Source organism: Stenotrophomonas sp. Steno-Z10-BAI, assembly GCF_056393115.1.
In genome coordinates this window covers 1-18,434 of the sequence record NZ_JBWJOZ010000005.1, presented here as the reverse complement: position 1 = coordinate 18,434, position 18,434 = coordinate 1, and the positions used below count along the sequence as shown (strand labels likewise).

General features: G+C 68.4%; 17 protein-coding genes. 8 read left to right on the top strand and 9 right to left on the bottom strand.

Annotated elements, in window-relative coordinates:
• Positions 1–16: 16 nt before the first annotated feature.
• From AC06E9_RS13260 to AC06E9_RS13250, 3 genes are all read right to left on the bottom strand, one after another.
• Complete coding sequence (locus tag AC06E9_RS13260) at positions 17–1,525, bottom strand: alpha/beta hydrolase (RefSeq protein ID WP_478056210.1); 1,509 nt, start codon at positions 1,523–1,525, stop codon at positions 17–19.
• A 131-nt stretch (positions 1,526–1,656) separates the two neighbouring features.
• Positions 1,657–2,826, bottom strand: coding sequence for a GGDEF domain-containing protein (locus AC06E9_RS13255; protein WP_152152142.1), 1,170 nt, complete (start codon positions 2,824–2,826; stop codon positions 1,657–1,659).
• A gap of 96 nt (positions 2,827–2,922) precedes the next feature.
• Positions 2,923–3,672 (bottom strand): ferredoxin--NADP reductase, encoded by a 750-nt coding sequence (locus AC06E9_RS13250; RefSeq protein WP_121040816.1) that lies wholly within the window; start codon positions 3,670–3,672, stop codon positions 2,923–2,925.
• Positions 3,673–3,776: 104 nt separating this feature from the next.
• On the opposite strand from AC06E9_RS13250, the gene AC06E9_RS13245 reads away from it, so the two are divergent.
• From AC06E9_RS13245 to AC06E9_RS13230, 4 genes are read left to right on the top strand one after another with little or no spacing between them, the layout of a single operon-like run.
• On the top strand, positions 3,777–4,736 hold the full coding sequence (locus AC06E9_RS13245) for an ABC transporter ATP-binding protein (protein ID WP_121040818.1): 960 nt from the start codon (positions 3,777–3,779) through the stop codon (positions 4,734–4,736).
• Positions 4,733–5,533 (top strand): ABC transporter permease, encoded by an 801-nt coding sequence (locus tag AC06E9_RS13240; RefSeq protein WP_121040820.1) that lies wholly within the window; start codon positions 4,733–4,735, stop codon positions 5,531–5,533. The genes AC06E9_RS13245 and AC06E9_RS13240 overlap by 4 nt, the downstream gene beginning before the upstream one ends.
• Positions 5,533–6,471: a 2-dehydropantoate 2-reductase gene (panE, locus tag AC06E9_RS13235; protein ID WP_478056209.1), complete on the top strand. Its 939-nt coding sequence runs from the start codon at positions 5,533–5,535 to the stop codon at positions 6,469–6,471. Before AC06E9_RS13240 ends, panE begins: the two co-directional genes overlap by 1 nt.
• A gap of 2 nt (positions 6,472–6,473) precedes the next feature.
• Entirely contained in the window at positions 6,474–7,373 is a 900-nt protein-coding gene (locus AC06E9_RS13230) for a Rossmann-fold NAD(P)-binding domain-containing protein (protein ID WP_478056208.1), read from the top strand.
• Positions 7,374–7,395: 22 nt separating this feature from the next.
• Here AC06E9_RS13230 and AC06E9_RS13225 read toward each other — a convergent pair whose 3' ends face one another.
• Both AC06E9_RS13225 and AC06E9_RS13220 read right to left on the bottom strand, forming a co-directional pair.
• On the bottom strand, positions 7,396–8,193 hold the full coding sequence (locus AC06E9_RS13225; protein ID WP_121040826.1) for a TatD family hydrolase: 798 nt from the start codon (positions 8,191–8,193) through the stop codon (positions 7,396–7,398).
• Between the two features lie 52 nt (positions 8,194–8,245).
• Positions 8,246–8,767, bottom strand: a complete 522-nt coding sequence (locus tag AC06E9_RS13220; protein WP_478056207.1) for a hypothetical protein — start codon at positions 8,765–8,767, stop codon at positions 8,246–8,248.
• A 90-nt stretch (positions 8,768–8,857) separates the two neighbouring features.
• Between AC06E9_RS13220 and hrpB the strand changes: the two genes are divergently transcribed.
• Together hrpB and AC06E9_RS13210 are read left to right on the top strand one after the other, a co-directional pair.
• Positions 8,858–11,362: an ATP-dependent helicase HrpB gene (hrpB, locus tag AC06E9_RS13215; protein WP_478056206.1), complete on the top strand. Its 2,505-nt coding sequence runs from the start codon at positions 8,858–8,860 to the stop codon at positions 11,360–11,362.
• Between the two features lie 183 nt (positions 11,363–11,545).
• On the top strand, positions 11,546–11,935 hold the full coding sequence (locus tag AC06E9_RS13210) for a hypothetical protein (protein ID WP_121040832.1): 390 nt from the start codon (positions 11,546–11,548) through the stop codon (positions 11,933–11,935).
• A 59-nt stretch (positions 11,936–11,994) separates the two neighbouring features.
• Here AC06E9_RS13210 and AC06E9_RS13205 read toward each other — a convergent pair whose 3' ends face one another.
• The gene (locus AC06E9_RS13205; protein ID WP_152152188.1) at positions 11,995–12,534 is read right to left on the bottom strand and encodes a pseudouridine synthase; all 540 of its coding nucleotides are present in this window, start codon (positions 12,532–12,534) and stop codon (positions 11,995–11,997) included.
• 126 nt (positions 12,535–12,660) lie between these two features.
• The gene (locus AC06E9_RS13200; RefSeq protein WP_152152132.1) at positions 12,661–13,521 is read right to left on the bottom strand and encodes a class I SAM-dependent methyltransferase; all 861 of its coding nucleotides are present in this window, start codon (positions 13,519–13,521) and stop codon (positions 12,661–12,663) included.
• 173 nt (positions 13,522–13,694) lie between these two features.
• Here AC06E9_RS13200 and AC06E9_RS13195 point away from each other — a divergent pair, with 173 nt between their 5' ends.
• Positions 13,695–14,654 carry an aldo/keto reductase gene (locus AC06E9_RS13195; protein WP_282258041.1) on the top strand — a complete coding sequence of 320 codons (960 nt, stop codon included), beginning with the start codon at positions 13,695–13,697 and terminating at the stop codon, positions 14,652–14,654.
• A gap of 95 nt (positions 14,655–14,749) precedes the next feature.
• Here AC06E9_RS13195 and AC06E9_RS13190 read toward each other — a convergent pair whose 3' ends face one another.
• Together AC06E9_RS13190 and AC06E9_RS13185 are read right to left on the bottom strand one after the other, a co-directional pair.
• Positions 14,750–15,658: an NAD(P)/FAD-dependent oxidoreductase gene (locus tag AC06E9_RS13190; RefSeq protein WP_478056205.1), complete on the bottom strand. Its 909-nt coding sequence runs from the start codon at positions 15,656–15,658 to the stop codon at positions 14,750–14,752.
• A complete protein-coding gene (locus AC06E9_RS13185) occupies positions 15,648–16,100 on the bottom strand; it encodes an Rrf2 family transcriptional regulator (RefSeq protein WP_478056204.1) in 453 nt (150 codons plus the stop codon). The genes AC06E9_RS13190 and AC06E9_RS13185 overlap by 11 nt, the downstream gene beginning before the upstream one ends.
• A 181-nt stretch (positions 16,101–16,281) precedes the next feature.
• Between AC06E9_RS13185 and AC06E9_RS13180 the strand changes: the two genes are divergently transcribed.
• Complete coding sequence (locus AC06E9_RS13180) at positions 16,282–18,414, top strand: methyl-accepting chemotaxis protein (protein WP_478056203.1); 2,133 nt, start codon at positions 16,282–16,284, stop codon at positions 18,412–18,414.
• The last annotated feature ends 20 nt before the right edge of the window (positions 18,415–18,434 follow it).

Sequence of the window (18,434 nt, the reverse complement as noted above, 5' to 3'; positions counted from 1 at the left end):
CGGTACGAAGTACGGTTCATGGGGCCCATCCGTTGAACGAGGTGAATGCCGGCACCGGGCTGAGGGTATCCAGGCAGGTGGCGTCGAGCGACTTGGCGTCGGCCGTGTCGATGAACTGCCCGAGGATGCGCGGCATGCAGCCGGCGTTGATCGTGCCGTGGCCCTGCCCCTTGGCGAGCAGGTGACGGCCGTTGGGCAGCTGCTTGACCACCTGCTCGGCGTAGCGCGGCGGTGTGACCGGATCGAACTGGCCCGACAGCAGCAGCACCGGCAGCGTCGAGGCGAACGGCGCGGTGAAATCCTTTGGTCGCGAACCGGCGTTCCAGGCCGGGCACGCGGCGAAGAACATGCGCGCCACTTCCGGGCCCAGCACGCGGTCGCCCTGCGCGCCTTCCTGATAGCGATCGGCATCTTCGGCGCACAGCACCGACCACTGCATGCCTCGGTTCATCTGCACGCCGAGGGTGCGGCTGGCCATCTTGCTCAGCGACATCAGCGGTGCATATCGTCCTTGGGCAGCTTCATCCAGCATGACCGGCAGCAGCGAGGACAGCTCGGGCATGTACGAGAACATGAAGGCCAGGGCGGTGACCGAGTCGGCGGTCAGTACGCCATGCTCTGCCTGACCGGTGCCCGGGTTGCGGTACTCGACCTCGACCGGGGCCTTGGCCAGGGTCGCCATGACGTTGCGCAGCTGCGTGCGGGTATCCACCGGGAAGCGCTTGGCGCAGATCGGATCCTGGCGGCACTGCGCCGACTGCAGGCTGATCGCATCTTCGAAGGTGTTGGCGAAGTCACCGCCAACCACCAGATCGTTCGGCACCACACCGTCGATCACCACCGTGCGGGTGTGCTGCGGGTAGCGCGCGGCGTACTGCTGTGCCACGCGGGTGCCGTAGGAGCCACCGACCAGGTTGACCTTGTCCACGCCCAGCGCCTTGCGCACCGCATCCAGATCACCGATGGCCTCGGTGGTGGTGTAGAAGCGGGTATCGGCGCGGCCGGTCAGCGACTGCGCGCACTGGCGGGCGTAGTCCTCGATCAGCGTGCTGCTCGGCGCCGCATTCTCGTCCAGCGGCAGTTCCTTGCCCTGTACATCCAGGCAGCTCAGCGGATTGGACTTGCCGGTACCGCGCTGATCGATCAGGAAGATGTCGCGCTGCTTGCGCACGTCGCGCAGTGCCATGTTGACCGGTGCGGCAACCTCCGTCGCGGCCTGGCCCGGGCCCCCGGCGACGAAGAAGACGGGGTCGCCGTTGCCCGCGCCATCGTTGCCGGCGTTCAGCCAGGCGATGTTCAATCCGATCCTGCGACCGTCCGGTGCCGCCGGGTTCTCCGGCACCTGCAGCGTGGTGCATTGGGCTTCGACATTCGCGCTGGCCTGTGCGCTGGTCAGGGTGCAGGGCTGGAATGCGAGCGTCCCGTAGAGGCGCTCCGCCGCCTTGGGCGTCGCCTCCGGGGCAGCCTGGCAGGCAGCCAGCAGCAGGACTGCTGCGCTGGCCAGGGGACGGCAGGGAAGTCGCATGGTCGATCTCGTCCTGGAGTGAAGGGTCTCAGCATGCCATGACGACCGGGCGGCGCGGATGTGACTACACGCGTTGAGGCCGCCGTTGCGCCCGGTGCACGAAGATCTTCCTGTGGACCCGCCGAGCGGCGTCAGTCCACCAGGATCGCCGCTGCGCTGATGGTGCGGTCGCGGCCCTCGGCTTTGGCACGGTACAACGCGGTATCGGCGTCGCCGAGCAGGCGTGCGATGTCGTCACGGCCCGCATCGATGGCGAGGCCGATGCTGGCCGTGACCGGCACCAGCAGGCTCTCCACGCGGGCCGGTGATTCGCGCAGCGAACGCCGGATCCGATCCGCACACTGCAGTGCCTGCGCGGCATCGGCTCCGGGCAACACCACAACAAACTCCTCACCGCCATAGCGCCCGAGCAGGTGCTCGCGGTCGGCCACGCAGCCGGCCAGCACGTCGGCCACATGCCGTAGCACCGCATCGCCGGCCAGATGCCCCCAGCGGTCGTTGATCTGCTTGAAGTGGTCCACGTCCAGCAGCAGCAGGGCCAGCGGTCGCGGCGTGCGGCGCACCACCTGCAACAGGTTCGCGCCATCAGCGAGCACGGCACCGCGGTTGAGCAGGCCGGTCAATACGTCGGTGCGCGCCAGCCGCTGCAGATCGACCAGCATCCGTTCCACCAGCAGCAGCACCAGGGCGAAACAACGCGCCAGCTCCAGAATCAGGCCGGCCAGATACGTGGCGAATACCGGCGAACCGGCGCGCATGATGTCCTCGCCCGCATCCGGCGCCACCGGCAGGAACAGGCGTACCAGGTACAACAGGGCCTGCGCGGCGAACACCGCCGCTGCCAGCCGGCAGCTGGTGCGCTGGGCAGGCGGCGCGTGGCGCAGCAGCAACCACGCCATCCAGGCGTTGAGCAGCACCGCGAATACACTGAACACATTCAGCCGGATGACCAGGCTGGGATGGACCACCAGGAAAAAGGCGATGGCGCCGAGATACGTGGTGGCCAATGCCAGCGGCTGCCACCCGGGCAGCCGGCGGCCCAGATGGCGCGCCACGCCATACAGCATGAGGACACCGGACAGCGCGACGGCGACATTGCCGACGAGGATGCCCGCAACCTGCGGCAGATGGGGCCGCAGCGCCACCAGCGTCAGGCTGACCGAGAGCATCCACAGGCTGGCCGTCCACAGCCGCAGTGCCGGTTGCCGCCGCAGTACCAGCAGCAGCAGTGAAAAGCCCATGGCGATGCCCAGGCACAGCAGGAAGCCGAGCACGGCGATGGTGGGGAAATCCAGGGGCATCGGGTCAGCCAGGCGGAAGCGGCGCGCGGCGCATCTTACCGCCCGCCGCGCGCCGATGCCGCTGGCGGCCCTGCCCTGAGGCACGGCTGCCGGGGACTACTTACTGCTGACGTACTTCTCGCGCCGCACCTGCGGCGTGGGCAGGCCGGCAGCCTTCAGAACCTCGAACGTCGCATCGACCATGTCCGGGTTGCCGCACAGATAGGCGATATCGGTGGCCGGGTTCGGGGCGAATTCGGCCAGATGCTGCTGCACGTAGCCGTGGCGCACGTCCGGATGGGGGTTCTCCGGCAGCTCGCGGGACAGGCACGGCACGTAGCGGAAGCCCGGATGTGCAGCCGCGAAGGCATAGAAGTCCTCGCTGTAGAGCAGTTCGGCCGGCGTTCTGGCGCCCTGTAGCAGGACCACCTCGACCCCGCGCTCGGCCATGGCGGTCGCCAGCAGCGGCAGCATCGACCGGTACGGGGTGACCCCGGTTCCGGTGGCGATCAGCAGGTAGCGGGCGTTGTGGTCGCCCGGCTGCAGGCAGAACCGGCCGAACGGGCCGCTGGCGCTGACGTGACCCCCGATGTCCAGGCCCTCGAACAGGGCCGTGGCGGCGCCGCCGGGGACGAAACTGACCGCGATATCGACCGCATCGCCCGCGCCGAGCGCATGATCATGAATGGTCGCCAGCGAGTAACTGCGCTTGGTGGCAGTGCCGTCGGCGTACTCGAAATGGACCTGGATGAACTGGCCGGGCTGGAAATCCAGCGGCTGGCCGTCATCACGCAGGAACTGGTAATGGCCGATGGTGGGCGCCAGCATGCGCCGGTCGACCAGTTTGAGGGGGAATTGGGCAGGCACGACGTTTCGGGACAGTGTGTAGCCGGGGCGAGCCCTCGGGGTCTTCTATAATAGCCGCTCCCCGCCCCTATCCAGCGCCAGCCCTTAGGCGCGAAGGCAAGAGCTTGGCTTCCCAGAACACTCCCGCGCCCACCGCCGCGCCCGCCCTGCGGGTGCGTGACCTCCGCAAAACCTATGACAACGGCACCCAGGCGCTGAAGGGCGTCTCCCTGGACGTGGCCCCGGGCGACTTCTTCGCCCTGCTGGGCCCCAACGGCGCCGGCAAGTCGACCCTGATCGGCATCATCAGCTCGCTGGTGAACCTCAGCGAAGGCCAGGTCGAGGTATTCGGCAGCGACCTGGTGCGCAACCGCAGCGCCACCATGCGCCTGATCGGCCTGGTCCCCCAAGAGATCAACTTCAACCTGTTTGAAAAGCCCTTCGACATCCTGGTCAACTACGCCGGCTTCTATGGCGTGGCGCGTGCCGAGGCCGAGAAGATGGCCGAGGAAGAGCTCAAGCGCGCCCACCTGTGGGAGAAGGCGCAGGTGATGAGCCGCACCCTGTCCGGCGGCATGAAGCGCCGGCTGATGATCGCCCGCGCGATGATGACCCGCCCACGCCTGCTGATCCTGGATGAGCCGACCGCCGGCGTGGACATCGAGATCCGCCGCGACATGTGGCGCGTGCTCAAGGAGATCAATGCCGCCGGCACCACGATCATCCTCACCACGCACTACCTGGAAGAAGCCGAGCACCTGTGCCGGAACCTGGCCATCATCAACCATGGCCAGATCGTCACCCAGGGCCCGATGCGCGAGCTGCTGGCCAAGCTGGACGTGGAAGGCTTCCTGTTCGACATCGACGGCAGCCTGCCGGCCCAGCTGCCGGAGATCGACGGCGCGATCCTGATCGCCACCGACAGCCACACGCTGGATGTGGACATGCCGCGTGCGATGGACCTCAACCGGGTGTTTGACGCCTTGAACGCTGCCGGCATCCGCGTGCGTTCGATGCGCACCAAGAGCAACCGCCTGGAGGAGCTGTTCGTGCGCCTCACCGGCAACCAGGAGAACGTGGCATGAGCAGCATCCCGACCCCGGTCATCACCGACGGCCAGCGCAACCGCATCGCCCTGATGACCATCGTGCGCCGCGAAGTGGCGCGCATCCTGCGCATCTGGGGCCAGACCCTGGTGCCGCCGGCGATCACCATGACCCTGTACTTCCTGATCTTCGGCGGGCTGATCGGCTCGCGCGTGGGCGAGATGGGCGGCTACAGCTACATGCAGTTCATCGTGCCGGGCCTGGTGATGATGAGCGTGATCCAGAACAGCTACGGCAATATCAGCTCGTCCTTCTTCGGCGCCAAGTTCGGCCGCCACGTGGAAGAGCTGCTGGTCAGCCCGATGCCGAACTGGGTGATCCTGTGGGGCTATGTGTCCGGCGCTGTACTGCGCGGCCTGATGGTCGGCGTGATCGTGCTGATCATCGCCATGTTCTTCACCCCGGTGCGCATCCCGCATCCGCTGGTGACGCTGACCACGGTGCTGCTGGGCGCGACGATCTTCTCGCTGGCGGGCTTCATCAATGCGGTGTACGCCAAGAAGTTCGATGACGTGGCGATCGTGCCGACCTTCATCCTGACCCCGCTGACCTACCTGGGCGGCGTGTTCTATTCGGTGAAGCTGCTGCCGACGTGGGCCGAAGCGGCCACGCACGCCAACCCGATCTTCTACATGGTCAACGCATTCCGCTACGGCCTGCTGGGCACCAGCGACGTGCCGCTGTGGGTGGCCTACGCGCTGATGATCGGCTTCGTGGTCGCACTGACCGCGCTGGCACTGTGGCTGCTGAAGCGTGGTGTGGGGATGCGCAGCTGATGCGCATCCTGATCCTCGGCGCCGGCGGCACCGGCGGGTACTTCGGTGGTCGCCTGGCCCAGGCTGGCGTGGACGTGACCTTCCTGGTGCGCCCGGCGCGCGCGGCGCAACTGGCGCGCGAGGGCCTGGTGCTGCGCAGCCCGCTGGGCGATGCGACGTTCCCGGTCAAGCATGTCACCGCCGACGCGCTGCCCGCACTGGCGAGCGCCGAGCCCTTCGATCTGGTGATCCTGAGCTGCAAGGCTTACGACCTGGCCAGTTCGATAGAAGCGATCGCCCCGGCGGTCGGCCCGCGCACCACGGTGCTGCCGATCCTCAACGGGCTGCGCCATTACGCCGATCTCGATGCGCGCTTCGGCCGCGATGCGGTGCTGGGCGGGCTGTGCTTCATCAGCGCGACCAAGGCCGCCGATGGCGCGGTGGTGCATCTGGCACCGGCCGCAAAACTGACCTTCGGCGAGCGCGACGGCACCGGCAGCAGCGCGCGCGTGCTGGCGCTGGCGGCGGCCTGCGTACAGGCGGGCGTGGACCACGTCGCCACCGATACCATCGGGCAGGAGCAGTGGATCAAGTACACCTTCCTGACCACGCTGGCGGCGGCGACGTGCCTGATGCGCGCCGATGTCGGCACGATCGTGGCCACCGATGATGGCGCGGCGATCGTGCGCGGCCTGTACGAGGAGTGCGTGGCGGTGGCCGAGGCGGCCGGCGAGCCGATTCCGGCCAAGGCACGCGAGATCGCGCTGACCGCGACCACCCAGGCCGGCTCGGCGTTGAAGGCCTCGATGCTGCGCGATCTGGAAGCCGGCCAGCAGGTGGAGGCTGAGCACATCGTCGGCGACATGCTGGTGCGTGCACGCGCAGCCGGACAGGCGGCGCCGCTGCTGGCGGTGGCCTATGCACACCTGCAGGCCTACCAGCAGCAGCGCAAGGGCTGAGCGTGCCGACCGACACCGCGCCGGCACACGTGCTGGTGCTGGGCCTGGGCTACAGCGGCCGGCATCTGGCCGCGCTGCTGCACGCGCATGGCGTGGCCTGCAGTGGCACGGTGCGTGATCCGGCGAGTGCGCCGGAGGATGGGCTGCTCCGCCACCGTCTGGTGGCAGGCGAACCGATCAGCGCGGGCCTGTGCGAGGCAATCCGCACGGCCGAGGCCATCGTCTGCGCCGTGCCACCCGATGCGGAGGGCGACCCGGCGTTGCGCCTGCTCACCGATGCGCTGAGTGACAGCCCTGCCCTGCGCTGGGTGGGCTATCTCTCTTCGACCGCGGTGTATGCCGACCGCGCTGGCGGCTGGGTCAACGAGACATCCACTGCCGATGCGACCGATGAGACCGCCCTGAAACGTCTGCACGCGGAACAGCAGTGGCAGGCCCTCGCGCAGGCCCGCGGCATCGCCTCGGCGATGTTCCGGCTGCCAGGCCTGTACGGGCGCGGGCGCAATGCGCTGGTGCAGCTGGCGCAGGGCAAGGCGAGGCAGGTGGTGCGGCCGGGGCAGGTGTTCAACCGGCTGCATGTGGAGGACCTGGCCAGCGGGTTGCTCGCGGCAATGCACCCCGCCGAAGGCCATGCGCTGTATCTGCTCAGCGATGACGAACCGGCGCCGTCACAGGATGTGCTGGCGTATGCCGCGATGCTGAGTGGGCTGCCGCTGCCTGCCGCGCAGGCGTGGGACGCACCGGAGGTGGCCGCCTCCCTGCGCCGCTTCTACAGCAGCAACAAGCGCATCGATGGCCGCGCCACGCGCGCGGCACTGCAGTGGCAGCCACGCTTCACGACCTACCGCGAAGGGCTGGACGACGCGTGGGCCCACGGCGACGGACGCCCTGCGCTGCGGTAGCCCACGACCGGTACCTACCTTCTCAGGCCGCGCCAGGCAAGCGGAAGAACGCGCGCGTAGCCGCCGTCGCATTGGCGGCCGTGGTCGCCACGTCTTCCCCACGATCGCGGGCCAGCTCTTCAACAATGTGCGACAGGAACATCGGCTCGTTGCGACGGTCCTTTGGCAGCGGCTTGAGCGTGCGCGGCAGCAGGTACGGTGCGTCGGTCTCGATCATCAGGCGGTTGGCCGGGATGTGCTTGACCAGCTCACGCAGATGGGCGCCGCGGCGCTCATCGCACAACCAGCCGGTGATGCCGATGTACCAGTCTTGGTCCAGGTAGTCGAACAGTTCCTGGCGCTCGCCGGTGAAGCAATGCACCACCGCCGGGCCGAGCTTGCCGTCGAAATTCTTCATCTGCGCCATGAAATCGGCATGCGCGTCGCGCTGGTGCAGGAACAGCGGCTTGCCGTTCTCGGCGGCGAGCTGCAGCTGGCGCTCGAAGGCACGGTGCTGCGCCGGGCGCGGCGAGAAATCACGGAAGTAGTCCAGCCCGCACTCACCGACCGCCACCACCTCGGCATGGGCGTGCAGCGCGCGCATTTCCGCGTCGCATTCGTCGGTGTATTCCACCGCATGGTGCGGGTGCACGCCAGCGGTCGCGTACAGGAACCCCGGATGCTGGCGGGCCAGATCCAGCGCCATCGGCGAATGCTCGCGGCTGGCGCCGGTGATCACCATCTGCACCACCCCCGCCTCGCGCGCACGCGCCAGCACGGCGTCGCGGTCGCGATCAAAGGAATCGTGGGTGAGGTTGGCGCCGATATCGATCAGTTGCATGGGGCTGCTGCAGGACGGGAAACCCGGCCATTGTACCTGCGCCCCGGCAGGCTCAATCGGACGCCCCGCGCGCGGGGCGATCATGGCGCTCCCACCGCGTAGGCAGGCCGAACGCTGCGCAGTCGCGGCACGTCAGCGCGCCATCGGCGGTGGCGTCGAAACGCAGGCGGCGCGCGGCATTGTCAGCACACTCAGCGGTATCGTCAAGCAGCAGCGCGAGGCCATCCGTCCGCCGGCACAACCCCAGAATGTCCTTGCGACGGTCCAGCGTGCTGCCCGCCAATGCCTTCAGCGTGATGTAAGCCACGTCGTCGGCCAGCTGCAGGCTCGGATACACCGCTTCGCGCAACGTGCCATCGGCCAGTGCGCGCTGGATCGCAGCGTCATCGCTCAACCCCGCCGGCAGGTAGCGCGCCTGGATCTGCGCCCGCACGAGCACGGCCCAGTGGTTGCCATCGTAGGGTGCGTGCAGCGCCGTGTCCGCCTCGGCGGTGGCGGGCTCGGCAGCGATGGCAGCGAACGGCGCCATGGCGCCTGCGATCAACAACGACAGCACGCGTAGAGCGCAGCGCATCGGGGTATCCATGGGGTCAGGGCGGCACAGGGGAACACGCCCGCCGCGCGCTGGCAATGCGCTGCGCAGCGGACGCCGTATCCTTGTGCCATGAGCCCCCCGATTTTCCCCATCTCCACACTGCTGCCGCAGATCCTGACCACGCTGGAGCGCGGCACCCGACTGGTGCTGGAAGCGCCGCCCGGCGCCGGCAAGACCACCCAGGTGCCGCTGGCTTTGCTGGATGCGCCGTGGCTGGAAGGCCGCAGGATCATCATGCTGGAGCCACGCCGCGTGGCCGCCCGCAGCGCCGCGCAGTTCATGGCGCGTCAGCTGGGCGAGAACGTCGGTGACACCGTCGGCTACCGCATCCGCTTCGAGAACAGGATCTCGACGCGAACCCGCATCGAGGTGGTGACCGAAGGCATCCTGACCCGGATGCTGCAGGACGACCCGCTGCTGGAGGGCGTGGGCGCGCTGCTGTTCGACGAATTCCACGAACGGCATCTGGCCGCTGATCTGGGCCTGGCCCTGGCGCTGGACGTGCAGTCCCAGCTGCGCGAGGACCTGCGCATCGTGGTGATGTCGGCCACGCTGGATGGCGAGCGACTGGCGCAGTTTCTCGATGCGCCGCGCCTGAGCAGTGAGGGCCGCAGCTTCCCGGTCACGATCGCGCACTTCCCCGCCCGCCGCGACGAGGCACTGGAACCGCAGGCACGGCGCGCCGTGGAGCAGGCCTTGGCCGAGCATCCTGGCGATGTACTGGTGTTCCTGCCCGGCCAGCGCGAGATCGCGCGCGTGCAGACGGCGCTGCAGTCCGTGCTCGACCCGGCCGTACAGGTGCTGCCGCTGCACGGCGAACTGCCGGTGGACCAGCAGTCGCAGGTGCTGCAGCCCGATCCCGGCGGTCGCCGCCGCGTGGTGCTGGCCACCAACGTGGCCGAGTCATCGGTGACCCTGCCCGGCGTGCGGGTGGTGATCGACGCGGGGCTGGCGCGCGAGCCGCGCTACGACCCCAACAGCGGCTTTGCGCGCCTGGATGTGGTGAACATCGCGCAGGCCTCGGCTGATCAGCGCGCCGGGCGCGCTGGACGCGTGGCTGAGGGTTGGGCCTGGCGGTTGTGGCCGCAGTCGCAGCGGCTGGAGGCACAGCGACGGCCCGAGATCGCCCAGGTGGAGCTGGCCTCGCTGGCACTGGAACTGGCTGCGTGGGGCAGTGACGACCTCCGCTTCGTCGATACACCGCCAGCCGGTGCCCTGGCCGCCGCGCGGGAACTGCTGCAGCGCCTGCGCGCGCTCAGCGACAGCGGCACGCTGACTCCGTTGGGCCGGCGCATGCTGACCCTCGGCACGCATCCGCGGCTGGCGGCGATGCTGATGGCGGCAGGCAGTGGTGTCGAGCAGGCCCTGGCTTGCGATCTGGCCGCGCTGGTGGAAGCGCGCGATCCGCTGCGCCAGGGCGGTGATGCGCTCGCCACGCGGTGGCGGGCGCTGGCGGCGTTCCGCCACGGGCGGGCACCCCACGACGCCAACCGCGGCGGCCTGGCCACGATCGATGCCGCCAGCAAACAGTGGCGGCGACGCCTGCGCTGTGATGCCGCGCCCCCTGCATCGGTTGAAGCGCATCAGCTCGGCGACCTGCTCGCACATGCGTTCCCGGACCGGATCGCCGCCCGCCACCCGACCGATCCGCTGCGCTACCTGCTGGCCAACGGCCGCAGCGCGCGCCTGTTCGATCCCAGCGACCTGCGCGGCGAGCCATGGCTGGTGGCGGTGGAACTGCGCTACGAGGCACGTGACGCGTTGCTGCTGCGCGCCGCGCCGGTGGACGAGAACCGCCTGCGGCGTGACTTCCCGGCGCGCTTCACGCAGGACGACGTGGTGCGTTGGGACGGCGAAAAGCGCGCACTGGTCGCCCGCCGTGAGACCCGCTTCGATCGCATCGTACTGGACAGCCGCTCGGCCGGCCGCGTGGACCCCGCCCACGCCGCGAAAGCCCTGACCGAGGCCGTCGCCGAACTCGGCCTGGATGCCTTGCCGTGGACGGAGGGCCTGCGCCAATGGCAGGCGCGTGCGCTGGCGGTGCGCGCGTGGATGCCGGAACTGGCGTTGCCGGACGTCTCCGATGCAGCGCTGATGGCGACGCTGCCGACCTGGCTGACGCCCGCGTTCAACGGCAAGACACGCCTGGATGCCCTCGACGAATCCAGCCTCGGCGAAGCGCTGAAGTCACCGCTGCCGTGGGCGCAACGCCAGCTGATCGATCGCCACGCCCCGGTCCGCATCACCGTGCCCTCCGGCATGGAGCGCCCGATCCATTACACAGTGGATGCCGACGGCATCAGCCCGCAGGCGCCGGTGCTGGCGGTCAAGCTGCAGGAGCTGTTCGGCCTGAGCGACACCCCGCGCATTGCCGATGGCCGCATTCCATTGACGCTGCACCTGCTGTCCCCCGGCGGCCGCCCGCTGCAGGTGACCCAGGACCTGCGCAACTTCTGGGCGAACACCTACGCCGAGGTGAAGAAGGAAATGAAGGGGCGGTATCCCCGGCATCCGTGGCCGGACGATCCGTGGACGGCAAACGCGACACACCGCGCCAAGCCGCGCGGCACGTGAGCACGCCGCCCCCTTCCTCACCCGATGCGCGCATTCATGGCTGTCACCTGACCATCCCCCGGCACGTGGCTCGCGCAGCGCGGGGAACCGGCTACAGTCGTGATCCGGCCGTGGCAAATGGATAACACGCCCTACACGGCCATCGCGCGACACTGGATCAGAACCTTTAGGCAAGGACCCCCCATGAGCAGATTGACTGTGATTACCGACCGCGCCCTCGAGCGTGCCCTGGACATCGCCAGCACCGCCGGTGACGGCCTCAAGCATGCCGGCAGCAACCTGCGTCACTTCGGGCCGCAGGCGACCGACTGGATCAAGACTGGCGCCGCACTCGGTGCGGTCAAGACCGGCAGCAAGGTCGCCGCCAAGGTGGTGCGCCGCAATCCGGCCGTGACCATCGCCGCTGCCGCTGTCGGCGTGGGGCTGCTGGGCTACGCGCTGTACCGCAAGCAGCAGAAGAAAAAGCTTGCCAACGGCGGCGTGGTGAACGGCCAGGCGCAGCGCATAAGCGCACGCAACCGCCGCAACGAGACCGTGGTGGACGAAACCAGCGATATCGGCAGCGACGCCTGATCCGCTGACGCGTTACCGCATGTGCATCGAAACCGCCGGTCGCTACCGGCGGTTTTTTATTATCCGACCTCGCGCCATTGGCCGGGTTGAAGATCGCCGATCGCATGTGCGCCCATCGAGACACGCACCAGGCGCAACGTGGGCAGTCCGACCGCCGCGGTCATGCGTCGCACCTGGCGGTTGCGGCCTTCGCGCAGCGTGATCGCCAGCCACGCATCGGGCACCGTCTTGCGGAAACGCACCGGCGGCGTGCGCGGCCACAGCTCAGGCGACGGTTCCAGCCGTTCGACACCGGCCGGCAGCGTTGGCCCATCGTTGAGCAGCACGCCACGGCGCAGCGCCTGGACCTGCTCATCGGTCACCGTGCCTTCGACCTGCACCCAATAGGTTTTGTCGGCCTTGTGCCGCGGATCGGTCAACTGGTGTGCCAGGCCGCCGTCATCGGTGAGCAGCAGCAGGCCTTCGCTGTCGTAATCCAGCCGGCCAGCCGCGTACACCGCCGGTGGCAGCCCGAAACCGGCCAGGGTCGCGCGCGGCGGCTGGCTGCGGTCGGTGAACTGGCACAGCACGTTGAACGGTTTGTTGAAGGCGATCAGCATCGGGGCAACAGCGGCGGTGGGATGGCCCATTGTCCCATCCCCGTGCCGCCGCCGCGATCCGCGCGAACGTCAGCCGATGATCTTCATTTTGAGCAGGACGCGCGGGCCACGGCCTGCGCGGGTCGCTTACTTGCCCGGCTTCACGAAGCGCAGCGTCATGCGGTCGCTTTCGCCGATCGCCTGGTACTTGGCCTCATCGGCCGCGTCATGCTGGTTGGTCGGCGGCAGCGTCCACACGCCGTTCGGGTAATCCTTGGTGTCGCGCGGATTGGTGTTGATCTCGCTGCTGCCGGCCAGTTCGAAGCCGGCGGCTTTGGCCATCGCGATCACCTGCTGCTGGCCCACGTAACCGGTCTTGTCGTCTGCCGGCACATCGGCCTTGGCACGATGCTCCACCACGCCGAGCACGCCGCCCGGCTTAAGCACCGAGAAGAAGCCCTTGAACATGCCTTCGGCCTGGCCGCTGCTGCGCCAGTTGTGCACGTTGCGGAAGGTCAGCACCACATCGGCCGAGTTGGCCGGGCCGAACACTGGCGCCTTCGGGTCATAGGCGACCACACGGCTCTTGCCGAACACCGCGGCGTCGCCGGCAAATTTCTTGTCCAGCCCGTCGCGGCTGCGCTGCTGGTAGTCGCGGCCACGTCCCTCCGCCACGGCCATCGGATCGACCACGGCGGCGACGTACTGGCCCTTGTCGTGCAGCAGCGGCGCGAGGATCTCCGAATACCAGCCGTTGCCCGGGGTGATCTCGATGACCGTCTGGCCCGGCGCGACACCGAAGAACGACAACGTCTGCGCCGGATGGCGGTAAGCATCGCGCTTGACGTTGGCCGGATCGCGGCGGCTGTCCTGCACGGCCTTCTGCACGGCCGGGGTGATCGCGACCTGCGCGTTCGGACCGGCGGGCTTGATCGCCATCGCGGGGGCGGCAAGCATCAGGGTGGAAACAGTGAACAGGCAGGCACAGGTCAACGAACGGGCTTTCATCGGCGAGCTTCCGGTAGCGGGATGCCGCGAGCCTAGCAGCGAAGCGTGTACAGGTGTTCACAAAACGTTAGTGCGACGCAGCATTCCGGAACACTGTTTTGTGCCTGCTGCCGCAACGCTGTCACCACCCCGGCCGTATGCTGTGGAAACGATTCCCAGGGAGGACATCACCCATGACTGCTACGCGCGAACTCGGTCGTTCCGGCCTCCATGTCGCCCCCATCGCCTTCGGCGGCAATGTCTTCGGCTGGAGTGCGGACGAGAAGACCTCCTTCGCCCTGCTCGATGCCTTCGTCGATGCCGGCTTCAACCTGGTCGATACCGCCGACGTCTATTCCGCCTGGGTGCCCGGCAATCAGGGCGGCGAATCGGAAACCATCCTGGGCCGCTGGTTCCAGCACAGCGGCAAGCGCGACAAGGTGGTGCTGGCGACCAAGGTGGCCAAGTGGTCCGAACACCCCGGCCTGTCGGCCGACAACATCACCGCTGCGGTGGAGGATTCGCTGCGCCGCCTGCAGACCGACGTGATCGATCTGTACCAGGCGCACGAAGATGATGAATCCACGCCGCTGGAGTCCACGCTGGCCGCCTTCGGTCGCCTGATCGAACAGGGCAAGGTGCGCGCGATCGGTGCCTCCAATTACAGCGCCGAGCGTCTGCGCGATGCCTTGAGGGTATCGGCCGACTACAAACTGCCGCGCTATGAAACGTTGCAGCCGGAGTACAACCTGTACGACCGTGCCGGCTACGAATCCGGGCTGGAAGCGGTGGTGCGCGAAGCGCAGTTGGGCGTGATCAGCTACTACTCGCTGGCCAGTGGCTTCCTCAGCGGCAAGTACCGCAGTGCGGCCGATGCGGGCAAGAGCAGCGCGCGCGGCCAGAGCGTGGTCGACAAGTACGTCAATCCGCGCGGGCTGCGCATCCTCACCGCGCTGGACGATGTAGCCAGCGCGCATGGCGTGAGCCCCTCGCAGGTGGCGATCGCGTGGTTGATCGCGCGCCCGGGCATCACCGCGCCGATCGTCAGCGCCACCAGTGTCGAGCAGTTGAAGGATGTGCTGGCGGCCGCGAAGGTCGCGCTGTCGGCGCAGGATGTGCAGCAGCTGGATGCGGCGAGCGCCGAACAGGCCTGAGCCCACCGGCAGGTCTGACGGAGGACAGCCGCCGCAGGGCGGCTGTGTCCGTTTGGGCTGGGCATTCCGCTCCCGGACCGGCCGGGCCCCGGGTCTTATCGGCTGGCCCGGCTGTCTTCGGCGACCAGCGCATGGTGCAGGCTCACCCCGGCGCGTACGCCTTCGGCACTGGCCAGGCTGATGTTGCCGACCAGCGTGGCATCACCCGCGGCATAGATGCCGGGCACGCTGGTCTGCTTGCCCGCGTCGACCTGGACCAGCACGCCGATCGGGCTGTCCTCCAGCGCACAGCCGAGCTGCTCGACCAGCGGTGCCGCCATGTGCTGCCGCGCGGTGACGAACAGCGCGCGCAGTTCAACCCGGCGGCCATCGGCGAGCACGGCGGCGCTCAGCGCCGGTGCCTCGCCTTCCAGGCCAACCACCGCCGCATGCTCGATGCTGACCCCGCGGCGCTGCAGCGCGGCCAGGTCGTCGGTCTCCAGCGTCATGCCGTGTGCGAACAGGGTGACGTCGCCCCAGTCGGCGAGAAGCGCGGCCATCGTGGCGGATTTCTCATGCCCGCCCAGCAGCCCGATCGCGCCGCCGCCGATTTCGTAGCCATGGCAGTACGGGCAGTGCACCACGCTGTGCCCCCAGCGCTCGGCCAGTCCCGGCAGCTCGGGCAGTTCGTCGCGGATGCCGGTCGCCAGCAGCAGCTTGCGCGTGGCCCAGGTGTCACCGTTCTCGGTGCCGACCACGAAGCCATCCACGGTCGGTTGGGCGGTGGTGACCGTGTCACTGATCCACCGCACCGTGGGGTAGTCCAGCAGCTGGGTCTTGGCGTTGCGCAGCAGCTCGGCGCCGGCGATGCCGTCCTGGCCGAGCACGCCGTGCGAATGCGCGGCGAAGCGGTTGCGCGGCAGGCCGCCGTCGATCACCAGCACCTCACGGCGGGCCCGCGCCAGGATCAGGGCGGCGGACAGGCCGGCGAAACTGCCGCCGACGACAATCGCATCAAAGGTCATGGGGAACTCCTGCAGCGTGGTGGGCCAGGTGGCGGGCGAAGGCCTCGCCCAGGGTGGCCAGGGTGGTGTCGCGCAGGCGGGCCTCGAGCAGGGCCTGGGCCTGGCGGTAACTGTCGTCGAGCGCCTCGTTGACCACGCGCTGCACCGGGCAGCCGCGGCCGGTCTCGCGGGCGCCGGTGTGCAGCAGGGCAGGCGCACCGATGGCCACGTACACGTCATACAGCGTGATCTGCGCCGGTTCCCGGGCCAGCTGGCTGCCGCCGCCATGGCCACGCACGCTGGTGACCAGCCCACCCTTGTGCAGGGCGGACAGCAGGCGCCGGATCACCACCGGATGGGTGGGCAGGCAGGTGGCGAGCTGCTCGGAGGTGCGCGGGCCGTCCTGGCCGACCAGATGGGCCATCACGTGCAGCGCGTCGGAGAACTGGTTGCTGGCTTTCATGTAACAACGATAGTTACATATCAGTTGCCTGTCCAGTCCTGTTTTGTTCCATGCATGACCATATTTCATCTACACGCCATCATCACAACATTTAATGGAACGGTAACCGTGATTGGCGTCGCACTTCAGCCTGTTCCTGACAGACCGATACCGCATCGCCCTTCCTCACTTTTGATCTCTCATGACGTCCTCCGCACCGGCGCGTCCACGCGCCCTGAGTCTTCAATTCAAACTGCTGGGCGCGCTGTCGCTCGGCTTGGTCATCATCGTGCTGGCCGCCTTGGCCGGCCTGGGTTCGGCCTGGCGCAACCTCTCGGCCGAGGTGCCGGTCGAGGTGGCTCGCAAGGCACAGGCCGAGCTGTTGCAGCGCGAGTTCCGCCTGCAGGTGCAGGAGTGGAAGAACGTGTTGATCCGCGGTGCGGACGACGCACAACGCGAACGCCACCTGGCAGCCTTTGATGCGGAAGGACGCCGCGTCGAAGCGTTGGCCGGTACGCTCGCCACCAGCCGCGACGAACAGACCCGCACGCTGGCCAACCAGTTCCTGGCCGAGCACCGCGCACTGGACGCTCGCTACCGCGGCGCGCTCGAGGCGTTCGCGGCCAGTGGTTATGACACCCAGGCCGGCGATGCACTGGTGCTCGGCGCCGACCGGGCCGTGGGCACTACGCTGGATGCGCTGGCCGCGCGTGCCAGCGAACGTGCCGAGTACGAAACCAACGCCACCTCCGAACGCGCACGCGCCGCGCTGGTCGCCTCGGCCATGGTCACGGCGCTGGCGGCGCTGATGCTGTTGGCGGTGCTCACCCTGTGGCTGCGCCGCGCGGTGATCGCGCCCGTGGTTGCGGTGGAAGCGGCCGCGCGCGCGGTGGCACGCGGTGATCTGGAGCATGCCGTGGTGGTGCGCAGCGGCGACGAGATCGGTCGCCTCGGCACCGCGATGCGCGAGGTCACCCAGACCCTGAAGGACGTGCTGGCCGCACAGGCGACGATGGCGCAGCGCCACGATGCCGGTGAGATCAGCTACCGCATGGACGCGAGCGTGTTCCCCGGCGGCTACGGCCAGATGGTGCGCGACACCAACACGCTGGTCGCCAACCATATCCAGGTGAAGCTGCGCGCGATCGAGATCATGGGCCATTACGCGGTCGGTGATCTGTCGGTGGACATGGAGCGCCTGCCCGGCGAAAAGGCGGTGATCACCCAGGCGCTGGATACGGCCAAGGCCAACCTCGGTGCGATCAATGCCGAGATCAAGCGGTTGGCCGCAGCGGCTGCCGTAGGCGATTTCAGCCAGCGCGGCGATGAAGCGCGCTACCAGCACGACTTCGGCGAGATGGTGGGCGGCCTCAACCGCCTGATGCAGACCACCGAGCAGGATCTGGGCGAGGTCTCACGCGTGCTGCAGGCGATCGCCGGCGGTGATCTCAGCGCGCGCATGCGGGGCGATTTCCACGGCGTGTTCGCCCGCATGCGCGATGACATGGCGCGTACCACCGGTCAGCTGACCACCATCGTCGGCGACATCAAGCAGGCCGCACAGTCGATCCAGACCGCCGCGGGCGAGATCGCTGCAGGCAACAGCGACCTGTCGCGCCGTACCGAGCAGCAGGCAGCGAATCTGGAGGAGACCGCCGCCTCGATGGAAGAACTGACCTCCACAGTGCGCCAGAACGCCGAACACGCACGCCAGGCCAACCAGCTCTCGATCAGTGCCGCCTCCGTCGCCTCGCAGGGCGGTGAGGTGGTCGGCCGGGTGGTCACCACGATGGGCGCGATCCAGTCCTCGTCGCGGCAGATCGCCGAGATCATCAGCGTCATCGACGGCATCGCCTTCCAGACCAACATCCTCGCGTTGAACGCAGCCGTCGAAGCGGCACGTGCCGGTGAACAGGGCCGCGGCTTTGCGGTGGTCGCCAGCGAAGTGCGCACGCTGGCGCAGCGTTCGGCCGGTGCGGCCAAGGAGATCAAGGCGCTGATCGATCAGTCCGTCGCCGATGTCGACAGTGGCGCAGCACTGGTGCGGCAGGCCGGGCAGACCATGGGCGAGATCGTCGGCAGCGTGCAGCGCGTCACCGACATCATGGCCGACATTGCCGCCGCGTCGCAGGAACAGTCGGCCGGCATCGAACAGGTCAACCAGACCGTGGTGCAGATGGACGAAACCACGCAGCAGAACGCGGCCCTGGTGGAGGAAGCCTCCGCGGCGGCACGCAGCATGGAAGAGCAGGCCGTGGCCTTGAATGCCGCGGTGGATGTGTTCGTGCTGGATGCCGGGCGCGGGGCGGTGAGCGGATTGGCGCGCGCGGCGTGATGCAGCCGTAGTGCCGGCCA